The 16,667-nt window shown below is 69.5% G+C and carries 17 protein-coding genes and 1 pseudogene; 6 read left to right on the plus strand and 12 right to left on the minus strand.

Annotation, left to right across the window (positions count from 1 at the left end; genetic code table 11):
- Positions 1-14: 14 nt before the first annotated feature.
- Positions 15-596 carry a LuxR C-terminal-related transcriptional regulator gene (locus tag LG388_RS19530; protein ID WP_225784338.1) on the minus strand — a complete coding sequence of 194 codons (582 nt, stop codon included), beginning with the start codon at positions 594-596 and terminating at the stop codon, positions 15-17.
- 147 nt (positions 597-743) lie between these two features.
- Between LG388_RS19530 and LG388_RS19535 the strand changes: the two genes are divergently transcribed.
- The 3 genes from LG388_RS19535 to LG388_RS19545 all read left to right on the plus strand — a co-directional run bounded on the left by LG388_RS19535 (position 744) and on the right by LG388_RS19545 (position 3,770).
- Positions 744-1,547 carry a CoA transferase subunit A gene (locus LG388_RS19535; protein WP_225784339.1) on the plus strand — a complete coding sequence of 268 codons (804 nt, stop codon included), beginning with the start codon at positions 744-746 and terminating at the stop codon, positions 1,545-1,547.
- Between the two features lie 10 nt (positions 1,548-1,557).
- Positions 1,558-2,196, plus strand: a complete 639-nt coding sequence (locus tag LG388_RS19540) for a 3-oxoacid CoA-transferase subunit B (RefSeq protein WP_225784340.1) — start codon at positions 1,558-1,560, stop codon at positions 2,194-2,196.
- Positions 2,197-2,327: 131 nt separating this feature from the next.
- Positions 2,328-3,770, plus strand: coding sequence for a HAMP domain-containing sensor histidine kinase (locus LG388_RS19545; protein WP_225784341.1), 1,443 nt, complete (start codon positions 2,328-2,330; stop codon positions 3,768-3,770).
- A gap of 64 nt (positions 3,771-3,834) precedes the next feature.
- Here LG388_RS19545 and LG388_RS19550 read toward each other — a convergent pair whose 3' ends face one another.
- The 6 genes from LG388_RS19550 to LG388_RS19575 form a co-directional block, all read right to left on the minus strand.
- A complete protein-coding gene (locus tag LG388_RS19550) occupies positions 3,835-4,443 on the minus strand; it encodes a response regulator transcription factor (protein WP_225784342.1) in 609 nt (202 codons plus the stop codon).
- Positions 4,444-4,484: 41 nt separating this feature from the next.
- A complete protein-coding gene (locus tag LG388_RS19555; RefSeq protein WP_225784343.1) occupies positions 4,485-5,807 on the minus strand; it encodes a tryptophan--tRNA ligase in 1,323 nt (440 codons plus the stop codon).
- Between the two features lie 25 nt (positions 5,808-5,832).
- Positions 5,833-6,504: a site-2 protease family protein gene (locus tag LG388_RS19560; protein ID WP_225784344.1), complete on the minus strand. Its 672-nt coding sequence runs from the start codon at positions 6,502-6,504 to the stop codon at positions 5,833-5,835.
- Between the two features lie 100 nt (positions 6,505-6,604).
- A complete protein-coding gene (locus LG388_RS19565) occupies positions 6,605-7,243 on the minus strand; it encodes an L-threonylcarbamoyladenylate synthase (RefSeq protein ID WP_225784345.1) in 639 nt (212 codons plus the stop codon).
- Between the two features lie 16 nt (positions 7,244-7,259).
- Positions 7,260-8,135, minus strand: a complete 876-nt coding sequence (locus LG388_RS19570) for a DMT family transporter (RefSeq protein WP_225784438.1) — start codon at positions 8,133-8,135, stop codon at positions 7,260-7,262.
- Positions 8,136-8,224: 89 nt separating this feature from the next.
- Positions 8,225-9,094 (minus strand): 3',5'-nucleoside bisphosphate phosphatase, encoded by an 870-nt coding sequence (locus LG388_RS19575; RefSeq protein ID WP_225784346.1) that lies wholly within the window; start codon positions 9,092-9,094, stop codon positions 8,225-8,227.
- Positions 9,095-9,260: 166 nt separating this feature from the next.
- On the opposite strand from LG388_RS19575, the gene LG388_RS19580 reads away from it, so the two are divergent.
- The gene (locus LG388_RS19580; protein ID WP_225784347.1) at positions 9,261-9,596 is read left to right on the plus strand and encodes a hypothetical protein; all 336 of its coding nucleotides are present in this window, start codon (positions 9,261-9,263) and stop codon (positions 9,594-9,596) included.
- On the opposite strand, the gene LG388_RS19585 is transcribed toward LG388_RS19580, so the two are convergent.
- The gene (locus LG388_RS19585; RefSeq protein ID WP_225784348.1) at positions 9,583-10,623 is read right to left on the minus strand and encodes a transporter; all 1,041 of its coding nucleotides are present in this window, start codon (positions 10,621-10,623) and stop codon (positions 9,583-9,585) included. The two genes, LG388_RS19580 and LG388_RS19585, sit on opposite strands and share 14 nt — an antisense overlap.
- 186 nt (positions 10,624-10,809) lie before the next feature.
- On the opposite strand from LG388_RS19585, the gene ppk2 reads away from it, so the two are divergent.
- Positions 10,810-11,721, plus strand: a complete 912-nt coding sequence (gene ppk2, locus LG388_RS19590) for a polyphosphate kinase 2 (RefSeq protein ID WP_225784349.1) — start codon at positions 10,810-10,812, stop codon at positions 11,719-11,721.
- A 130-nt stretch (positions 11,722-11,851) separates the two neighbouring features.
- On the opposite strand, the gene pobA is transcribed toward ppk2, so the two are convergent.
- The 4 genes and pseudogenes from pobA to LG388_RS19610 all read right to left on the minus strand — a co-directional run bounded on the left by pobA (position 11,852) and on the right by LG388_RS19610 (position 15,600).
- Positions 11,852-13,024: a 4-hydroxybenzoate 3-monooxygenase gene (pobA, locus tag LG388_RS19595; protein WP_225784350.1), complete on the minus strand. Its 1,173-nt coding sequence runs from the start codon at positions 13,022-13,024 to the stop codon at positions 11,852-11,854.
- Between the two features lie 44 nt (positions 13,025-13,068).
- On the minus strand, positions 13,069-13,809 hold the full coding sequence (locus LG388_RS19600; RefSeq protein ID WP_225784351.1) for an alpha/beta fold hydrolase: 741 nt from the start codon (positions 13,807-13,809) through the stop codon (positions 13,069-13,071).
- A 23-nt stretch (positions 13,810-13,832) separates the two neighbouring features.
- Positions 13,833-14,255, minus strand: a complete 423-nt coding sequence (gene ligA, locus LG388_RS19605; RefSeq protein ID WP_225784352.1) for a protocatechuate 4,5-dioxygenase subunit alpha — start codon at positions 14,253-14,255, stop codon at positions 13,833-13,835.
- 9 nt (positions 14,256-14,264) lie between these two features.
- Positions 14,265-15,600: pseudogene (locus tag LG388_RS19610) on the minus strand (MFS transporter).
- 613 nt (positions 15,601-16,213) lie between these two features.
- On the opposite strand from LG388_RS19610, the gene LG388_RS19615 reads away from it, so the two are divergent.
- Positions 16,214-16,657 carry a hypothetical protein gene (locus LG388_RS19615; protein ID WP_225784353.1) on the plus strand — a complete coding sequence of 148 codons (444 nt, stop codon included), beginning with the start codon at positions 16,214-16,216 and terminating at the stop codon, positions 16,655-16,657.
- The last annotated feature ends 10 nt before the right edge of the window (positions 16,658-16,667 follow it).

Raw genomic sequence — 16,667 nt, forward strand, 5'->3', positions numbered from 1 at the left:
GGCGTGCGCCGTGGTCAGCCGGCCATCAGCTTCTGCACCAGCTCCGCCGTGGTCGCGGCCGCGTACTTGCGCATCAGCCGCGCACGGTGCAGCTCCACGGTGCGGTGGCTGATGGCCAGCTGCTTGCCGATCTCCTTGCTGGTCAGGCCCTGCATCACCTGGGCGGCCACCTCGCGTTCGCGCGGGGTGAGCTCGGCCTTGGCGGCGCGGCGCGCGCCCAGGTCCTCGAAGGTCCAGATGCCGGCCTCGTGCGGGGCTTCGCGGTTGAGCGCGCGGCCGGTCACGTGGCACCAGAAGGTCTCGCCGGCGCGTGCGCCGTGCAGTTCCCCCAGGCGCCGCATCATGCGGTTGTCGGCGTAGCGTCCCCGGGTGTTGAGGATGGGGATCATGCGCTGGCCGATGCGTTCGTACTCGGCGACGCTGGGGTAGAGCACCGCGAAGGACTGGCCGATCAGCTGCTCGCGCGTGGTGCCGAACATCTCGCACAGGAAGGCGTTGCAGTCCACCATCACGCGCTGGCGCGACAGCACCATGCCCACCGGCGCATGTTCGAAGGCCAGGCGGTAGTCGATCGGGGAGTTCGCAGGGTTTTCCATCGCGGCGGCGGGTCGGCAGAGGGTGAGGAACGGGCCGATGGGTCGCGCCCATCGGGCCCGCTCATGACGTAGTACTACGTATGTCCGTACGTAGTATCGTTGAGGCTTCCCCGTCCCTTTCCATCCACCGTTTCCAAGCGAGGAACCATGGCGAACAAGATCTATCCCGACGCCAAGTCGGCGCTGGCCGGCGTCGTCGCCGACAACCAGATGCTGGCCGTCGGCGGCTTCGGCCTGTGCGGCATCCCCGAGGCGCTGATCGACGCGCTCAAGGAGAGCGGCGTCAAGAACCTGACCTGCATTTCCAATAACGCGGGCGTCGACGGCTTCGGCCTGGGCAAGCTGCTCGAGACGCGCCAGATCAAGAAGATGATCGCCAGCTACGTGGGCGAGAACAAGGAGTTCGAACGCCAGTACCTGGCGGGCGAACTGGAGCTGGAGTTCACCCCGCAGGGCACGCTGGCCGAGAAGCTGCGCGCCGGCGGCGCCGGCATCCCGGCCTTCTTCACCAAGACAGGCGTGGGCACGCAGGTGGCCGAGGGCAAGGAACTGCGCGAATTCGACGGCGAGACCTACGTGATGGAGCGCGCCCTGGTGCCCGACGTGGCGCTGGTCAAGGCGGCGGTGGCCGACAAGTCGGGCAACCTGCGCTTCAACCTCACGGCGCGCAACTTCAACCCGGCCGCAGCCACGGCCGGCAAGGTCTGCATCGTCGAGGTCGAGAAGATCGTCGAGGTGGGCGAGCTGGCCCCCGACGACATCCACCTGCCGGGCATCTACGTGCACCGCATCGTGCTCAATGCGAATCCCGAGAAGCGCATCGAAAAGCGCACCGTGAGTGCCGCGGAGCCTGTGGATGCCGCGGCCGCCAAGGTCGAGGCCCAGGCGGCGATCGCGCAGGCCGCCGCCGGCACCGAAGTGCCCGCCACCGTCAAGAACCAAGCCAAGTAAGGAGCCCTCCATGCCCTGGACCCAAGACCAGATGGCCGCACGCGCGGCGCAGGAGCTGGAAGACGGCTTCTATGTGAACCTCGGCATCGGCATTCCGACGCTGGTGGCCAACCACACCGGCGACAAGGAGGTGTGGCTGCAGAGCGAGAACGGCATGCTGGGCATCGGCCCCTTCCCGACCGAGGACAAGGTGGATGCCGACCTGATCAACGCCGGCAAGCAGACCGTCACCACGCTGCCGGGCAGCGCGATCTTCGGCAGCGACCAGAGCTTCGCGATGATCCGCGGCGGCAAGATCAACCTGTCCATCCTGGGCGCCATGCAGGTCAGCGAGAGGGGCGACCTGGCCAACTGGATGATTCCCGGCAAGATGGTCAAGGGCATGGGCGGCGCCATGGACCTGGTGGCCGGCGTCAAGCGCGTGATCGTGCTGATGGAGCACGTGGCCAGGAAGAAGGACGGCAGCACCGACCTGAAGATCCTGCCCCAGTGCACGCTGCCGCTGACGGGCGTAGGCGTGGTCGACCGCATCATCACCGACCTGGGCGTGTTCGACGTCACGCCCCAGGGCCTGAAGGTGGTCGAGCTGGCCGAAGGCGTGAGCTTCGACGAAGTGCAGTCCAAGACGGGCGTCACGCTGCTGCAGTGAGGCCAGGCGCGCGGCGGGCGGGCGCGAGTGCACGCCGCACGCCGCGCACTGGCCTTGAACGCCGGGGGCGCATGCGGCGCATCCTCTGATCGGGCGCGCCCGGGGTTCCCAGTTGGCTAGGATGTCGGCCCATGAGAGGGGACACATCCATCGGTGGGCTGGGAAATTCATCCTTTGCGAGCCTGGCGCCGGCGCCGGCCTCGGCGGAGGAAGCCGAGCCGTGGGTGCGCGGCGAGCTGATCCGCAGCCTGATGCGCGCCTCGCGCGGGGGCTACATCTTCTCGGCGGTGCTGATGCCCGCCATGGTGGTGCTGTGCTGGGGCCATGTGCCCGCCTGGCAACTGCTGCTGTGGTTCGTCTTCGGTGCGGCGACCACGATCGCCCGCGTCTGGATGGAGCGCGTGTACCTCACGCGCTATGCCGGCCGCAGCGCGCGCACGCAGGAGCGCTTCATCCGCCGCCACCGCTACCTGTGGAATGCCAGCGCGCTCACCTGGGGCCTGGCGGTGGCGCTGTTCTTCGAGCGTGCGCCGCAGTCCCATCAGTTCCTGTGCTGGATGATCGTGGCGGGAGCCGCCACCTTCCCGCTCAACAGCCTGGCGCTGTACCCGCCGCTGCTGCGGCGCTTCGTCAACACCCTGTTCGTCACGGTGCTGGCGATCGTCACCCTGCGCCTGCTCGAGTACGGGCTCTTCACGCTGCATTTCAACCACGGCTTCCTGCTGCTGCCGCTGTTCCACTGGTGGCTGCTGCTGCGGGCGGGCCGGCGCATCCATGAGACGGCGCGCAACAGCTTCGAGCTGCTGTTCCACAACCACATCCTCATCAACTCGCTGACCCAGCAGCGGCAGGCCGCCGTGTCGGCCGTGGCGATGAAGAACCGCTTCCTGGCCAGCGCGGCGCACGACATGCGCCAGCCGGTGCTGGCGCTCTCCCTCTATGCGGACTGGCTGCGCAACGAGCCCGAGCTGGTGGAGGAGATCGCGCCCAAGATCGTGCGCGCCACGCATGCCGTGAACGCGCTCTTCGATTCGCTGTTCGATCTCGCGCGCATCGACTCCGGCCAGGTGCGGCTGCACATCGAGCGGGTGGAAGTGGCCCAGCTGCTGCACGATCTGGAACTGCAGTACCGCCCCGTGGCCGAGGCCAAGGGCCTGCGCTTCAAGGTGCACGTGCGGCCCGGCACGGTGCTGACCGACCCGGTGCGGGTGCGCCGCATGATCGGCAACCTGCTGTCCAACGCCATCAAGTACACCAACGAGGGCGGCGTCCTGCTGGGCGCGCGCCAGACCGCCGAAGGCCTGCGCGTGGAGGTGTGGGACACCGGCATCGGCATCGCGCGCGAGAACCTGCGCGACGTGTTCCTGGAGTTCTACAAGGTGGCCGACCATGCCGGCACGTCGGACGGCTTCGGCCTGGGCCTGGCCATCGTCGCGCGGCTGTCACATGCGCTGGGGCACCCGGTGAGCGTGCGTTCGCGGCTGGGCCGCGGCAGCGTGTTCCGCGTGGCGCTGCATGACGCGGTGGAGGCGCAGGCGCAGTCGCGCGCCAGCGGGGCAGGGGCGGTCGGCTGAGCAGCGCGGCCTGCCGCCGGCCCGAGGCCCGGCCGGCCACCCCGAAGGGGCGTCCGTCGCTTCCTCAGGTCGCGCCGGTCGACAGCAGGCCGTGGCTGCGCGCGTGGTGAAGCGCCTGCGTGCGGCTCTTCACCCCCAGGCGGCGGAATAGGCGCCACAGGTGCACCTTCACCGTGTGCTCGCTGATGTCGAGCTGGCCCGCGATCTCGCGGTTGCTCAGGCCCTGGTCGAGCATGGCGATCAGCTGCGCCTGGCGCTTGGACAGCTTGCCGGCATTGGCCGGCGGCTCGGGTTCCTCGCCCTCGGCATCGGCCTGCAGCAGGCCGCGCAGGGCCGAGGCCAGCTCGCTGGAGCCGGCCGACTTCTCGATGTAGATGTCGGCGCCCGCCTCGATGCAGGCCTCTTCCATGTCCGCCGCGGGCGAGGCCGAGTACACGGCCACCGGCACGTCCGGGTACATCTGCTTGACCGCGATCACGCCCGAGCAGCCCGTGGTGTCGGGCAGCTTGAGGTCCAGGCACAGCAGCTTGGGCGTGCCGTGCTGCTTGATGCTGTTCGTGAGCCGCTCCAGGCGGTCCAGCTCGACGATGTTCTCTGCGGGGCGCAGGCGGCGCAGCACCATCACGATGGCGTCGCGCATCAGGGGATGGTCATCGATGACGTAAATGCTCACGGGGGCTCCTCGGTCGAGATTTCTTGTGCAGGGGATTCGGGTCAGGCATCGGCCTGGGCTTGCAGGGTGAGCAGGGCCTCCAGCGCGGCCTGGCGCGCGGAGGCGTCCATGGCCTCCAGCTGCCCGGCCAGTGCGTCCAGCGACTGGGCTGGCGCCTTCTGCAACGCGGCGATGGCCTGCCCGGCTTCCTGCGGCGAGGCAAAGCCCCGGCTCTGCAGCAGCAGCGCGCCGCGGCCGTCCTGCAGCTTGAAATAGAACTGGCCGTCGCGCTCGCGGTACTGCTTGAAGCTGGGACCCGCCGCCTTGGCTGCCGCCTTGGCGGCCTTGCCGCCGGTGGCGGCCGGTTGCTGGCCCAGGTTGCGCAGGCCCACGGCTTCGCGCGCGCGCGCCATCAGCGCCCGCGATTCGACGCGCGCCTTCTCGGCGCCGGCGCGCAGGATGCGCTCGATCTGCGCCGGATCGGCCATCAGCGCGTCATAGCGTTCGCGCAGGGGCGCGATCTCCTGTTCGATCCGCTCGAACAGCCGCTGCTTGGCGTCGCCCCAGGCGATGCCTTCGGCGAAGGCACGGCGCATGGCCTCGGTCTCCTCGGCCGTGGCGAAGGCCTGGTAGATCTGGAACAGGGCCGAGCCTTCGGTGTCCTTGGGCTCGCCGGGTGCGCGCGAATCGGTCACCAGGCCGGCGATGGCCTTCTGCAGCTGTGCGCGCGGCGTGAACAGCGGGATGGTGTTGCCGTAGCTCTTGCTCATCTTGCGCCCGTCCAGGCCGGGCAGCAGCGCCACCGCGTCATCGATCTCGGCCTCGGGCAGTGTGAACAGCTCGCCATACAGGTGGTTGAAGCTGTTGCCCATGTCGCGCGCCATCTCGATGTGCTGCACCTGGTCGCGGCCCACCGGCACCTTGTGCGCGTTGAACATCAGGATGTCGGCCGCCATCAGCGCCGGGTACATGAACAGGCCCACCGTCACGTCGGCATCCGGGTCGTTGCCGGCCTCGGCATTGCGGTCCATGGCGGCCTTGTAGGCATGGGCACGGTTGAGCACGCCCTTGCCCGTCACACAGCTCAGGAACCAGGTCAGCTCCGGGATCTCGGGAATGTCGGACTGGCGGTAGAAGGTCACGCGCTCGGGGTCGAGCCCGCAGGCCAGCCAGGTGGCGGCGATCTCCAGCGTCGAGCGCTGGATGCGCGCCGGCTCGTCGCACTTGATGAGCGCGTGGTAGTCGGCCAGGAAGTAGTAGCTCTGCACGTCGGCGCGCTGGCTGAAGCGCACCGAATGGCGCACCGAGCCCACGTAGTTGCCCAGGTGCGGGGTACCGGTGGTGGTGATGCCGGTGAGGAAGCGGGTGACGGAAGGAGTGCTCATGGCGAAGATGAAAAAGGGCGGTGGCTCAGCGCAGCAGCGCGAGCAGCGGAGACAGCAGGAAGTTGATGGCCGCGTAGCCGATGTCCATCAAGGGCCGAAGCCAGTAGCTGCCGACGATGCCCGCGATGACGAGGCCCATCACGATGAAGAAGCCGAAAGGTTCGATGCGCGCCAGCCAGTACTGCGCCTGGCCGCTGGGCAGCACGCCCGCCAGCACGCGCCCGCCGTCCAGCGGGGGCAGCGGGAAGAGGTTGAAGGCCCACATCACGAGGTTGACCAGGATGCCGGCCTGCGCCATCGCGAGGAAGAAGCGCTCCTGCACGCCCAGCACGCTCAGCAGCACGAGCACCAGGGCCCAGAGAAGGGCCTGGAGGAAGTTGGACGCGGGCCCCGCCAGCGCCACCCACATCATGTCGCGCCTGGGATGCTTGAAGCGCCGCGTGTCCACCGGCACGGGCTTGGCATAGCCGAAGAGGAAGGCGCCCGAGGTAGCGAAATACAGCAGGATCGGCATCGCGATGGTGCCGATGGGATCGATGTGCTTGAGGGGGTTCAGGGTGAGCCGCCCCAGCATCCAGGCGGTGTTGTCGCCGAAGTGCCGTGCCACGTAACCGTGCGCGGCTTCGTGCACCGTGATGGCGAAGACGACGGGCAGCGCGTAGATGAGAACGGTCTGTATCAGGTTGGAAATGTCCACGCGCGGCATTCTCCACCAAGCCGCGTGCCATTCCCGGGTCCGTAGCCGCCGGCGGACAGTGAGCGGGCACTCTTTTGCACGGCGTTGAGGACTTTGGTCTTCAACCCAGGCCCAGCACGTCGAGCGGGCCGCGGCCTTCGCGCACCAGCAGGGGCTCGTCACCCGCGCCCATGGGCGTGAGATCGACCACCGTGGTCGGCTGCGAGGGGCAGGCGCCCGCATCGATCACGGCGCCGATCTGCTTCTCGAAGCGCGCGCGGATGTCCTGCGCGTCGTTCATCGGCTCGGTTTCGCCGGGCGGGATCAGCGTGGTCGCCAGCAGCGGCTGGCCGTGCAGCGCCAGCAGTTCTTCCAGGGCGCGGTGCGCGGGCACGCGCAGGCCGATGGTCTTGCGCTGCGGGTGGCTCACGCGGCGCGGCACTTCCTTCGTCGCTTCGAGCAGGAAGGTGTAGGCACCCGGCGTGGCGGCCTTGAGCAGCCGGTACTGACGGTTGTCCACGCGCGCATAGTTGGCCAGCTCGCTCAGGTCGCGGCACAGCAGCGTCAGGTGGTGCTTCTCGTCCACCTGGCGGATGCGGCGCAGGTGATCGACCGCGTCCTTGTCGTCCAGGCGGCAGGCCAGGGCGTAACTGGAGTCGGTGGGCACGGCAATCACCTCGCCGCGCTGCAGCAGGCTCACGGCCTGCTTGAGCAGGCGCGGCTGCGGGTTGTCGGGATGGACTTCGAAATACTGGGCCATGGCTGCAAGTCTAGGTTCAGGATTCGGCCGGTTCGATGGGGACGCGGCGCTCGCGCACTGTCAGCCAGGCGCCCGCGGCGCCGCACAGCGCGATCAGGCCGATGCCCACCAGCGAGGCCAGGTCGGGCATGTGGCCGAAGACCAGCCAGCCGCCCAGCATGGCGAAGCCGATCTGGGCGTAGAGATAGGGCGTGAGCGTGGACGCGGGCGCGCGCTGGTAGGCCAGGATCAGCATGAAATGGCCGACGGTGCCCATGGCGCCCATCAGGCACAGCAGCGCCCACCAGTGCCAGGACGGCAGCGCCTGCCAGAACGGCGGCAGCGCGACGGAGGCGATGAGGGTGCCCACCCAGCCGGTGTAGAAATGCAGGGTCAGCGGGTTCTCGGTCTGCGCCAGCTTGCTGGTGAGCACCTGGAACCAGGCGTTGCTGGCCACCAGGCCGAGCGGGAAGAACATGGCCCAGCTGAAGGCTTCGCCGCCCGGGCGCAGGATGACCATCGTGCCCACGAAGCCGCCGGCCACCAGCGACCAGCGCAGCGGCGACACCTGCTCCTTGAGCACCGTGGCGGCCATGAAGGTGATGGCCAGCGGCGTGACCAGCACGATGGCCGTGAATTCCGCCATCGGCATGTGGCGCAGGCTCAGGAAGGCGAACAGGCTGCTGCTCAGCAGCAACGCCCCGCGCAGCACCTGGTAGCGCGGATGGGCCGTGCGCAGCAGCGACGCGCCATGGCGCGGCAGCAGCACGGCCGTGGTGGCGACGGCCTGGAAGGCATAGCGGAACCAGATGCCCATCAGCACCGGCACGGCCGTCACCGCGACCTTGGTGGCGGTGTCCAGCACGGCAAAGCAGGCCACCGCGAACACCACCAGGCCGATGCCGGCCAGGATGCGTTCCGATTCGCGATCGCGCGTGGCGAGGTTTGGGGGTGCGGCGGCGGGCGGCGTGGGGGCGTCGGCGCCGCCGTGCGGGGCCGGGGTCACCGGACGCGGTCCGCGAGCAGGTCCCACACCGGTTGCAGGTCGGCCGGCAGGGGCGGCAGCCGGCCCAGGTCGCAATGGCTTTCGTCGGGGCTGTGGAAGTCGCTGCCGCGCGAGGCGGCCAGGCCGTATTCGCGCGCCTTGTCCGCGTACTCGACGAACTCGGCCGGTGTGTGGCTGCCCGTGACCACTTCCACGCCCTCGCCGCCGTGGCCCTTGAACTCGGTGAACAGGGCGTATTCCTCGTTGGCGCTGAACGGGTAGCGTCCCGGGTGCGCGATCACGGCCAGGCCGCCCGCATTGCGGATCCAGTGCACCGCGTCCTTGAGCGAGGCCCAGCGGTGCGGCACGTAGCCGGGCTTGCCCTCGGTCAGGTACTTGCGAAAGACCTCGCTGGTGTCGCGGCAGTGGCCGCGCTCGACCAGAAAGCGCGCGAAATGCGTGCGCGAGATCAGCTCGGGGTTGCCCACGAACTGCAGCGCGCCTTCGTAGGCGCCATGGATGCCGACGCGCGCCAGCTGGGCCGCCATTTCCTGGGCGCGCTTGCCGCGCCCGCCGCGCGTGTCGTACAGGCCCTGCGTCATCTCGGCGTCGTCGGCGTCGAAGCCCAGGCCGACGATGTGCACGGTCTGGTCGCAGAAGGTGACCGAGATTTCCACGCCCGTCAGGTAGCGCAGGCCCTGCGCCTGCGCCGCGGCGGCGGCGCGATGCTGGCCGCCCACTTCGTCATGGTCCGTCAGGGCCCACAGCTGCACGCCATTGGCGGCGGCGCGGGCGGCCAGCTCCTCCGGCGTGAGCGTGCCGTCCGACACCACGGAGTGGCAGTGCAGGTCGGCATTGAGCGCGGGGGGGAGCGGGTTCTGGGGCACGCCGCCATTCTAGGAAGCCCGCCGCGATCCTGCTGGCGCGGGGCCGGCGGCCCGCCCCGCGACCGGGGAACAACCCCTGGCCGCAGTCAGGGTTGTCACAATCCCGGGGCAGGGCGCTGCGCAGAATCCGTGAACTTTCGACTATGCGCACCCGCAGCCCTCTCCCGTGAACGCCATCAAGGAAGCCCGTCGCTTCATCGAACGCCAACCCGACGACGAAAACGCCCGCATCCTGGCCAGCCTGGTGCTCGCATTGGAATCCGACCGCAGCTTCGAGCTGGTCACCCTCTACCGGTTGGACTACAAGGCCTTCAACCTGGCCATCGACGTGCTGCGCGAATGGCGGCTGGACCGCTACTACGCCGGCAAGGCCAAGCTGTTCGATCTGTCGTACCAGGTGGACGCACTGAACCGCCCGCCCACCCAGGGCGCGACGGCAGGGCCGGCACCTGCCGCCGCCCCGGCCCCGGCTCCCGCCGCTTCGCCCGCTACTTCTTCCTGAAGGCGATCCAGGCCGCCACGGCCGTGAAGCTGGCCACGATGCCGACCACGACCCAGAAGCCGTGGGGTGCATCGGCCAGCGGGATCCCGCCCACGTTCATGCCGAACAGGCCGGCCAGGATGTTGATGGGCAGCGCCAGCACCGTCACCACCGTGAGCACGAACAGGCTGCGGTTGTTGTCTTCCTGAACGCTCGCGGCGATCTCCTCTTGCAGCAGCTTGATGCGCTCCTGCAGGCCGCCCATGTCGCGCAGCACCACCGAGAACTCTTCCGACGCGTCGCGCAGCCCCTGCGCGTCGGCTTCGCCCATCCACGCCGGCGGCTTGTGCAAGAGGCGAAAGAGGGCGGCCGGCTCGGGCGCCAGAAGGCGCTGCAGCCGCACCAGCACGCGGCGCAGCCCGCCCAGGCGCGCGCGCTGCTGATCCAGCCGCCCCGCGAGCAGGGCGTCCTCCACCGAATCGATGCGCGCGGTGACGCTGCGCACGATGCCCACCAGCGCATCGGCCTGGGCACGCATCAGCTGCTCAAACAGTTCCGTGCTCGACTGCGGCGCGCGGCCCGCGCGCACGGCGGTGCGCAGCGCGTCCACCGAGCGCAGCGGCCGCGCCCGCGCCGTGATGGCCAGCCGCGGCCCCACGGCCACCCACAGCGTGGAGATGTCCGAGGGCTCGAAGCCGAAATCGAAATGCACGTCGTTGATGACCGCGAGCAGCAGGTCGTCGGCCCGTTCCACGCGGGTGGACGGCTGGGTTTCGCGCAGTGCCTCGTGAAAGCTGTGCGGCAGCGGCGCATGCCGCTCCAGCCAGGCGCGGGCGGGCGCATGGCTCAGATTGAAGTGAAGCCAGAGAAAGGCCCCCGGGCTTTCGCTTCCCGGTGCGCCGTGGGCTTCCAGCCACTGCCGCGCACCGTCCAGGTCGAGGTCGCGCACGGGCTGCGCGCCCGCCGGCTCGAACACATAGCCGCAAATCAAGCCGGCGGCGTCGCCGTCCCAGGTCAGCGGTGAGAGTGGCGGTGGCGTCGCAGGCACGGCAGGAGCAGGCAGCAGGGCGCGCGAAGGCGCCGAAGTCCCGATCCTGTGTCAGTTCCGTGACGGCATTGTGACGCGGCCGGACGCTGCGCGGCCCCGGCCCGGCCGCGTCGGCCCCCCGCGGCGGCAGGCACGGCCCAAGGTCTGACACGGCGTTGTCATACAGGCTTCCTAGCATCGCGCGACATGACCGAAAAGCTCCTGCCCGACCACCACGATGCCGTGATGCAGCGCATCGAACGCGACCTGCTCGACAGCTACGACGAGGAGCTGGAGATGGAGATCGACGACGCGCGCCTGGCCGGCGACGAGCAAAGCGGCGACTTTCTGGACCGCCAGACCTACTTCCGCGAACTGCTGCGCCTGCAGGGCGAACTGGTCAAGTTGCAGGACTGGGTGCAGCACCACAGGAAGAAGGTCGTGATCCTGTTCGAGGGCCGCGACGCGGCCGGCAAGGGCGGCGTGATCAAGCGCATCACGCAGCGCCTGAATCCGCGCGTGTGCCGCGTGGCGGCGCTGCCCGCGCCCAACGACCGCGAGCGCACGCAGTGGTACTTCCAGCGTTACGTCTCGCACCTGCCGGCGGGCGGCGAGATCGTGCTGTTCGACCGCAGCTGGTACAACCGTGCCGGCGTCGAGCGCGTCATGGGCTTTTGCACCGACGAAGAATACGAAGAGTTCTTCCGCTCGGTGCCCGAGTTCGAGAAGATGCTGATCCGCTCGGGCATCACGCTGGTCAAGTACTGGTTCTCCATCACCGACGACGAGCAGCACCTGCGCTTTCTGGGCCGCATCCACGACCCGCTCAAGCAGTGGAAGCTCTCGCCCATGGACTTCGAGAGCCGCCGCCGCTGGGAGGCCTACACCAAGGCCAAGGAAGCCATGCTCGAGCGCACCCACATTCCCGAGGCGCCCTGGTGGCTCGTGCAGGCCGTGGACAAGAAGAAGGCACGGCTCAACTGCATCAGCCACCTGCTCACGCAACTGCCTTACGAAGAGATCGAGCACCCGGCCATCGTGCTGCCCGAGCGGGCGCGCAACCCCGAGTACACGCGCCACCCGGTGCCGGCCAGCATGTACGTGCCGGAGATCTACTGAAGGCGCACCGCCGCCGGTCGGCTTCGGCGGGCCGCTGCGCCGAAAAGGCCGCGCGCCGTAAAGGCGGCGGCCCTTGCGCGGGACGAAGCGCAGGTGCGCATCGGCGCGCCCCTGCCGCACAGCGCCGTGCTCAGAACGGCAGGCCCGCGTACTGCTCGGCCAGCGCGGCCAGGGCTTTCTCGGAGCGGCTCAGGTGCAGCAGCTCGTTGTGGCGCAGCTTGCGCGCGAAGTCGGTGTCGTTCGGGAAGGTGTGCAGCAGCTGCGTCAGGTGCCAGGACAGCCGCTCCGAGGACCACACGCGGCGCAGCGCGGTCTGCGAGTAGCCCTCCAGCAGCGCGTCCTGCCGCTGGTTGAAGTGCGCATCGAAGGCGCGCGAGAGGTAGTACACGTCGGACACGGCCAGGTTCAGGCCCTTGGCGCCCGTGGGGGGCACGATGTGCGCCGCGTCCCCGGCCAGGAACAGGCGGCCGTGGCGCATGGGCTCGGCAACGAAGCTGCGCAGCGGCGCGATGGACTTCTCGATGGTCGGGCCCGTCACCACCGTGTCGGCCAGATGCCGGGGCAGGCGCGCCTTGAACTCTTCCCAGAAGCGGTCGTCCGGCCACTCGTGGAGGTCGGTGTCCATGTCCACCTGGATGTAGTAGCGGCTGAGCATCGGGCTGCGCTGCGAGGCCAGCGCGAAGCCGCGCTCGTGGTGCGCGTAGATCAGGTCCTTCATCGGTGGCGTACGTGACATCACGCCCAGCCAGCCGAAGGGATAGACCTGCTCGTAGCAGCGCAGCACCGAGGCCGGGATGCTCTGGCGGCCGACGCCGTGGAAGCCATCGCACGCGGCGATGAAGTCGCAGTCCAGGCGCTGCGCGACGCCGCCCTGCACATAGGTGACGTAGGGCCGGTCGGTCGTCAGGTCGTGCAGGGCCACGTCGGCCGCCTCGTGCACCACCGTGCCGCCCGCGCGGTCGCGGGCCGCATACAGGTCTTCGGTGATCGCGGTCTGGCCATAGGCCATCATGGGCCGGTCGGCGTACTTCACCGTGTCGATCAGGAAGGAGGCCTCTTCCTGCCAGGTCACCAGCGTGCCGTGGTGCACCAGGCCCTCGCGGTCCATGCGCTCGCCCAGGCCCACCTCGCGCAGCAGCTGCACGGTGCCATGCTCCAGCACGCCGGCGCGGATGCGCTGCAGCACGTAGTCGCGCGTCTGGCGCTCCAGCACGACGCTCTGGATGCCGTGCAGGTCCAGGATGTGGGACAGCAGCAGGCCTGCGGGGCCGCCGCCGATGATGGCGACGTGGGTCTTCTTCATGCCAGTCTCGTCTTGGGTTGGAAGGGGATCGGGAAGTCCGGGCTTCAGCGCGCCGCTGCGGGCCGGGCCAGCCAGTGGCGCAGCGCCTGTGTCACCGCGGCCGGCTGCTCCATGGTGCTCATGTGGCCGCTGTGGTCGATGACGGCCAGCGTGGAGCCGGGCACGCGCGCATGCATGTCCTCGTGGCGGGCCAGCGGGCTCCAGGCGTCCTCGCGTCCGCACAGGAACAGCGTGCTCGGCCCGTGCAGCCCGGCCAGCACGCCGCGTGCGTCGGGCCGGCGGATCAGCGCGTTCAGCTGGGCCGCGAAGATGTCCGGCGTCTTGCGTTCGATCATCGCGAGGATCTCGTCGAACAGCGGCGTGTCCAGCCGGTCGGCATGCACCATGCCGCGCGCCCAGGCCCGGCCCATGGCGCGCATGCCCTCGCGGCGCGCGGTCTCCAGCAGCGCCATGCGGCCCTGCACTTCGCGCTCGCCGGCCGGGCCTACGGCAATGGGGTCCATGCCGGTGTCCATCAGCGCGATGCGCTCGACGCGCTCGGGCGCCAGGCGCGCGATCTCCAGCGCCACGCGCCCGCCCATCGAATGGCCGGCGACCGAGAAGCGGGGCGCGTCGGCCCGCGCCAGCGCGAGCCGGGCCATGGCCTCGATGCTGTCGGCCGCGCCGTAGTCGATGACGAGGCTGCGCATGTCGCCGAGCGCCGCCTGCTGGTCGCGCCACACGGCGTGGTCGCACAGCAGGCCGGGCAGCAGGAGCAGCAGCGGGGCGGAGGAGGTGTCGTTCATGTCGGTCTCGGGTCGGTGGCGCTTCAGGGCTGGGCGGGCAGGGGCGGCTCCGCAGCGGGCGGCTGTTCGTGCAGGTAGCGGTTGCCTTCGGGCGAGCGGCCGCCGGCGAGCATCATCTGCTGGTATTCCTTCTCGGTCATGCCGCTCATGGTCGACACCATCCTGAGTACGCTCACGCCGTCCGTGGCGCCGATCTTGACCAGGAAGTAGATGTTGCCACCCAGCGCGATGCAGCGGTTGAGGTCGCGCGCCAGCACGGCGTCGCGCTGCGCCTGCGTCATGGGCCACTCGGCCAGGTAGGCCGCTTCATCGGCCTTGAAGCGCGCGCGGTTCTCGGGTTTCATCAGGCTCATGCAGAACTGGTTGAGCCAGTAGCCCTTGCGGGACTGTTCGGCATCGAACACGGTCGTGCCGGGCACGTCGAGATAGGGTTTGTCCAGGGCCATGGCGGTGCCTCAATGGGTGGCGGCGGCTGCGGCATGGCCGGCGGCAGAGGCCGGGCGCCGGCCCGACCCCAGCACCGCCAGCGCGGCGGCCGCTAGCGGCAGGGCGAAGAGGTAGTACAGCGAGAAGGCCGGCAGGCCCCCGTCCAGCAGCGCGCCCGCCGCCAACGGCGACAGCACGGCGCCGGCGCGGCCGATGCCGATGGCCCATCCCATGCCCGTGACGCGCACCGCCGGCGGGTAGGTGGCCGGCACCAGCGCATACAGGCCGGCCATGGCCGCGAACAGGAACATGCCGACCAGGAAAGCCACGACGAAGGCCAGCCCCAGGCTGGAAGACGCGAGCCCGAAAGCCGCGGTGGCGGCGCCGGCCAGCAGCAGGCTGGCGACGGTCAGGGCGCCCAGGCGCAGGCGCACGGCCAGCGCGCCGAAGGCGCCGCCGCCCACGATGCCGCCCAGGTTCAGCAGCACGCCCCCCGGTGATGCCTTCCTGCGCCGACAGGCCGGCCTGCACCAGCAGCTTGGGCGTCCAGCTCAGCGAGAAGTAGAAGCTGAACATCAGCAGGAAGAAGCCGGCCCAGAGCGCGAGGCTCTGGCGCGCGAACGCCGGGCTGAACAGGGCCGCCAGCGAGTTGCGCTGCGACCCGGACTCGGTCGGCGCAGGCAGGCTGGCCAGCGGCGCGTGGCCCATGCGCTGCATCAGGCGATTGAGGCGGGCCAGCGCGTGGGCGAGGCGGCGGCTGAGCAGGAAATCCACCGACTCGGGCAGGCGCCAGAGCACGATCGGGATCATGGCGGCCGAGGCCAGCCCGCCGAACACGAAGACCGAGCGCCAGCCATGGTGCGACAGCAGCCAGGCCGCGGCGAGGCCGCCCAGCGTGGCGCCCACGGGATAGCCGGTTGCCTGGATGGCGACGCTGGTGCTGCGCCATTTCTGCGACGCGTATTCGGCGCTGATCACGCCCACGCTGGCCAGCATGCCGCCGATGCCCATGCCGGTGAGGCCACGCAGCAGCCCCAGTTGCCACCAGGACTGGCTGGCCGCCGAGGCCAGCATGCCTGCCGTGACGATCACGAGGCAGAGCAGGATGATGGCCTGGCGCCCGATGCGGTCGGCCAGCGGCGCGAGGAAGAGCGAGCCTGCCGCCATGCCGAACAGGCCGGCGCTGAACAGGAAGCCCAGTTGCTTGCCGCTGAGCGACCATTGGGCCGACACGGACGCGGCCGTAAAGGCCATGACCAGCACGTCGAAGCCGTCGAGCATGATGAGCACGGTGCAGATGGCGATGGCCAGCTTCTGGAAGCCGGTCATGGGACCGTGCTCGAGCCGGTGGCGGATGTTCGTCATTCGATCTCCTGAAGGAGCGGTCTTGTCTCGTAGGCGGGCGCCGCACGCGCGACGTGGGGCGGGCGCGCCGGCCGAAGGTTCAGGGCCCTGCAGGGCCGCCCGTGCCGCCGGCGGGGTGGCCGTCGACCGCCGGGGCTTTGCCGGCGCACGGCAGGGCGATCCGGCATGGGGAAGTATGCGAAAGACCGTGCGCCACCGCTAATCAGTCCTGCGGCGAATCCATGCGTTTCGCTGATATGGAGGTAAGCCCTTATTTCTCGTGGCGGGGCGGGAAGGCGGCGCGGACCGGCGAGACCTGGGCGCAGCCACCTGGGGCGCACCGGCCGGGTTCCGCGCCGTCCAAGGGTTGGCAATTCGCCTTTGATCGGCCGTGAGGGCGGCCGCGTCCCGTCAGGTGGCCCTTCAAATTGACAATTATTGTCAATTAATTGCAAATTGAATTCGCGTCCAGATCCGCTGGAAAATCGGCGCTTGCGCGCCGAAGGGCCAATCGCCGGCGGGACGCATGAACGCTCAGGCGCTGCGCCATCGTTCACGAAGGCAAAGGAAAGCGGCGCGCCACGGAAATAAGTCCTCGGCGCGCGGAATTCGGTGCGATAGCGTAGAAGTCGAGATGCAGCGCAAGCCCGGTGAATTCTTGAAAAGGCTGCCGAATGCAATGGGGCGCGCTGCCTCGTCGAAATCCGGATGCTTCCCCTGGACGGCATTCGCGGAAGGTGGGGCCGCGCCAATGACGCGGCCGGGCTTTCAATTTCCAAAGGACGCCGCGCCATCCATGTCGCATATCCGCTTTCACTGGTATCAGATCAGCTGCGAAGGCCGCCCGGCCCACGACGGACATGCGCCGGTGCAGCGCTGCGCGGTGTCCCTGGGGCTGGAGGCGCAGCACGTGACCCACGCGGACATGGAGGCCGCCAAGGCGTTCTGCGGCCTGTGCACGGGCCCGCAAACCGTCGTGCTGGCCGTGTCTTACCTGGGCGAGATGACCCGCTGGGAATTCCTGGGGCCCGACGGCGTGCACCAGAAAGCGGGCGTACGGGTGCTGGACCGCGGCTGATGCGCTTGCG

The sequence above is a fragment of the Xenophilus sp. Marseille-Q4582 genome, assembly GCF_916700565.1.
Classification (GTDB): Bacteria; Pseudomonadota; Gammaproteobacteria; order Burkholderiales; family Burkholderiaceae_C; genus Xenophilus.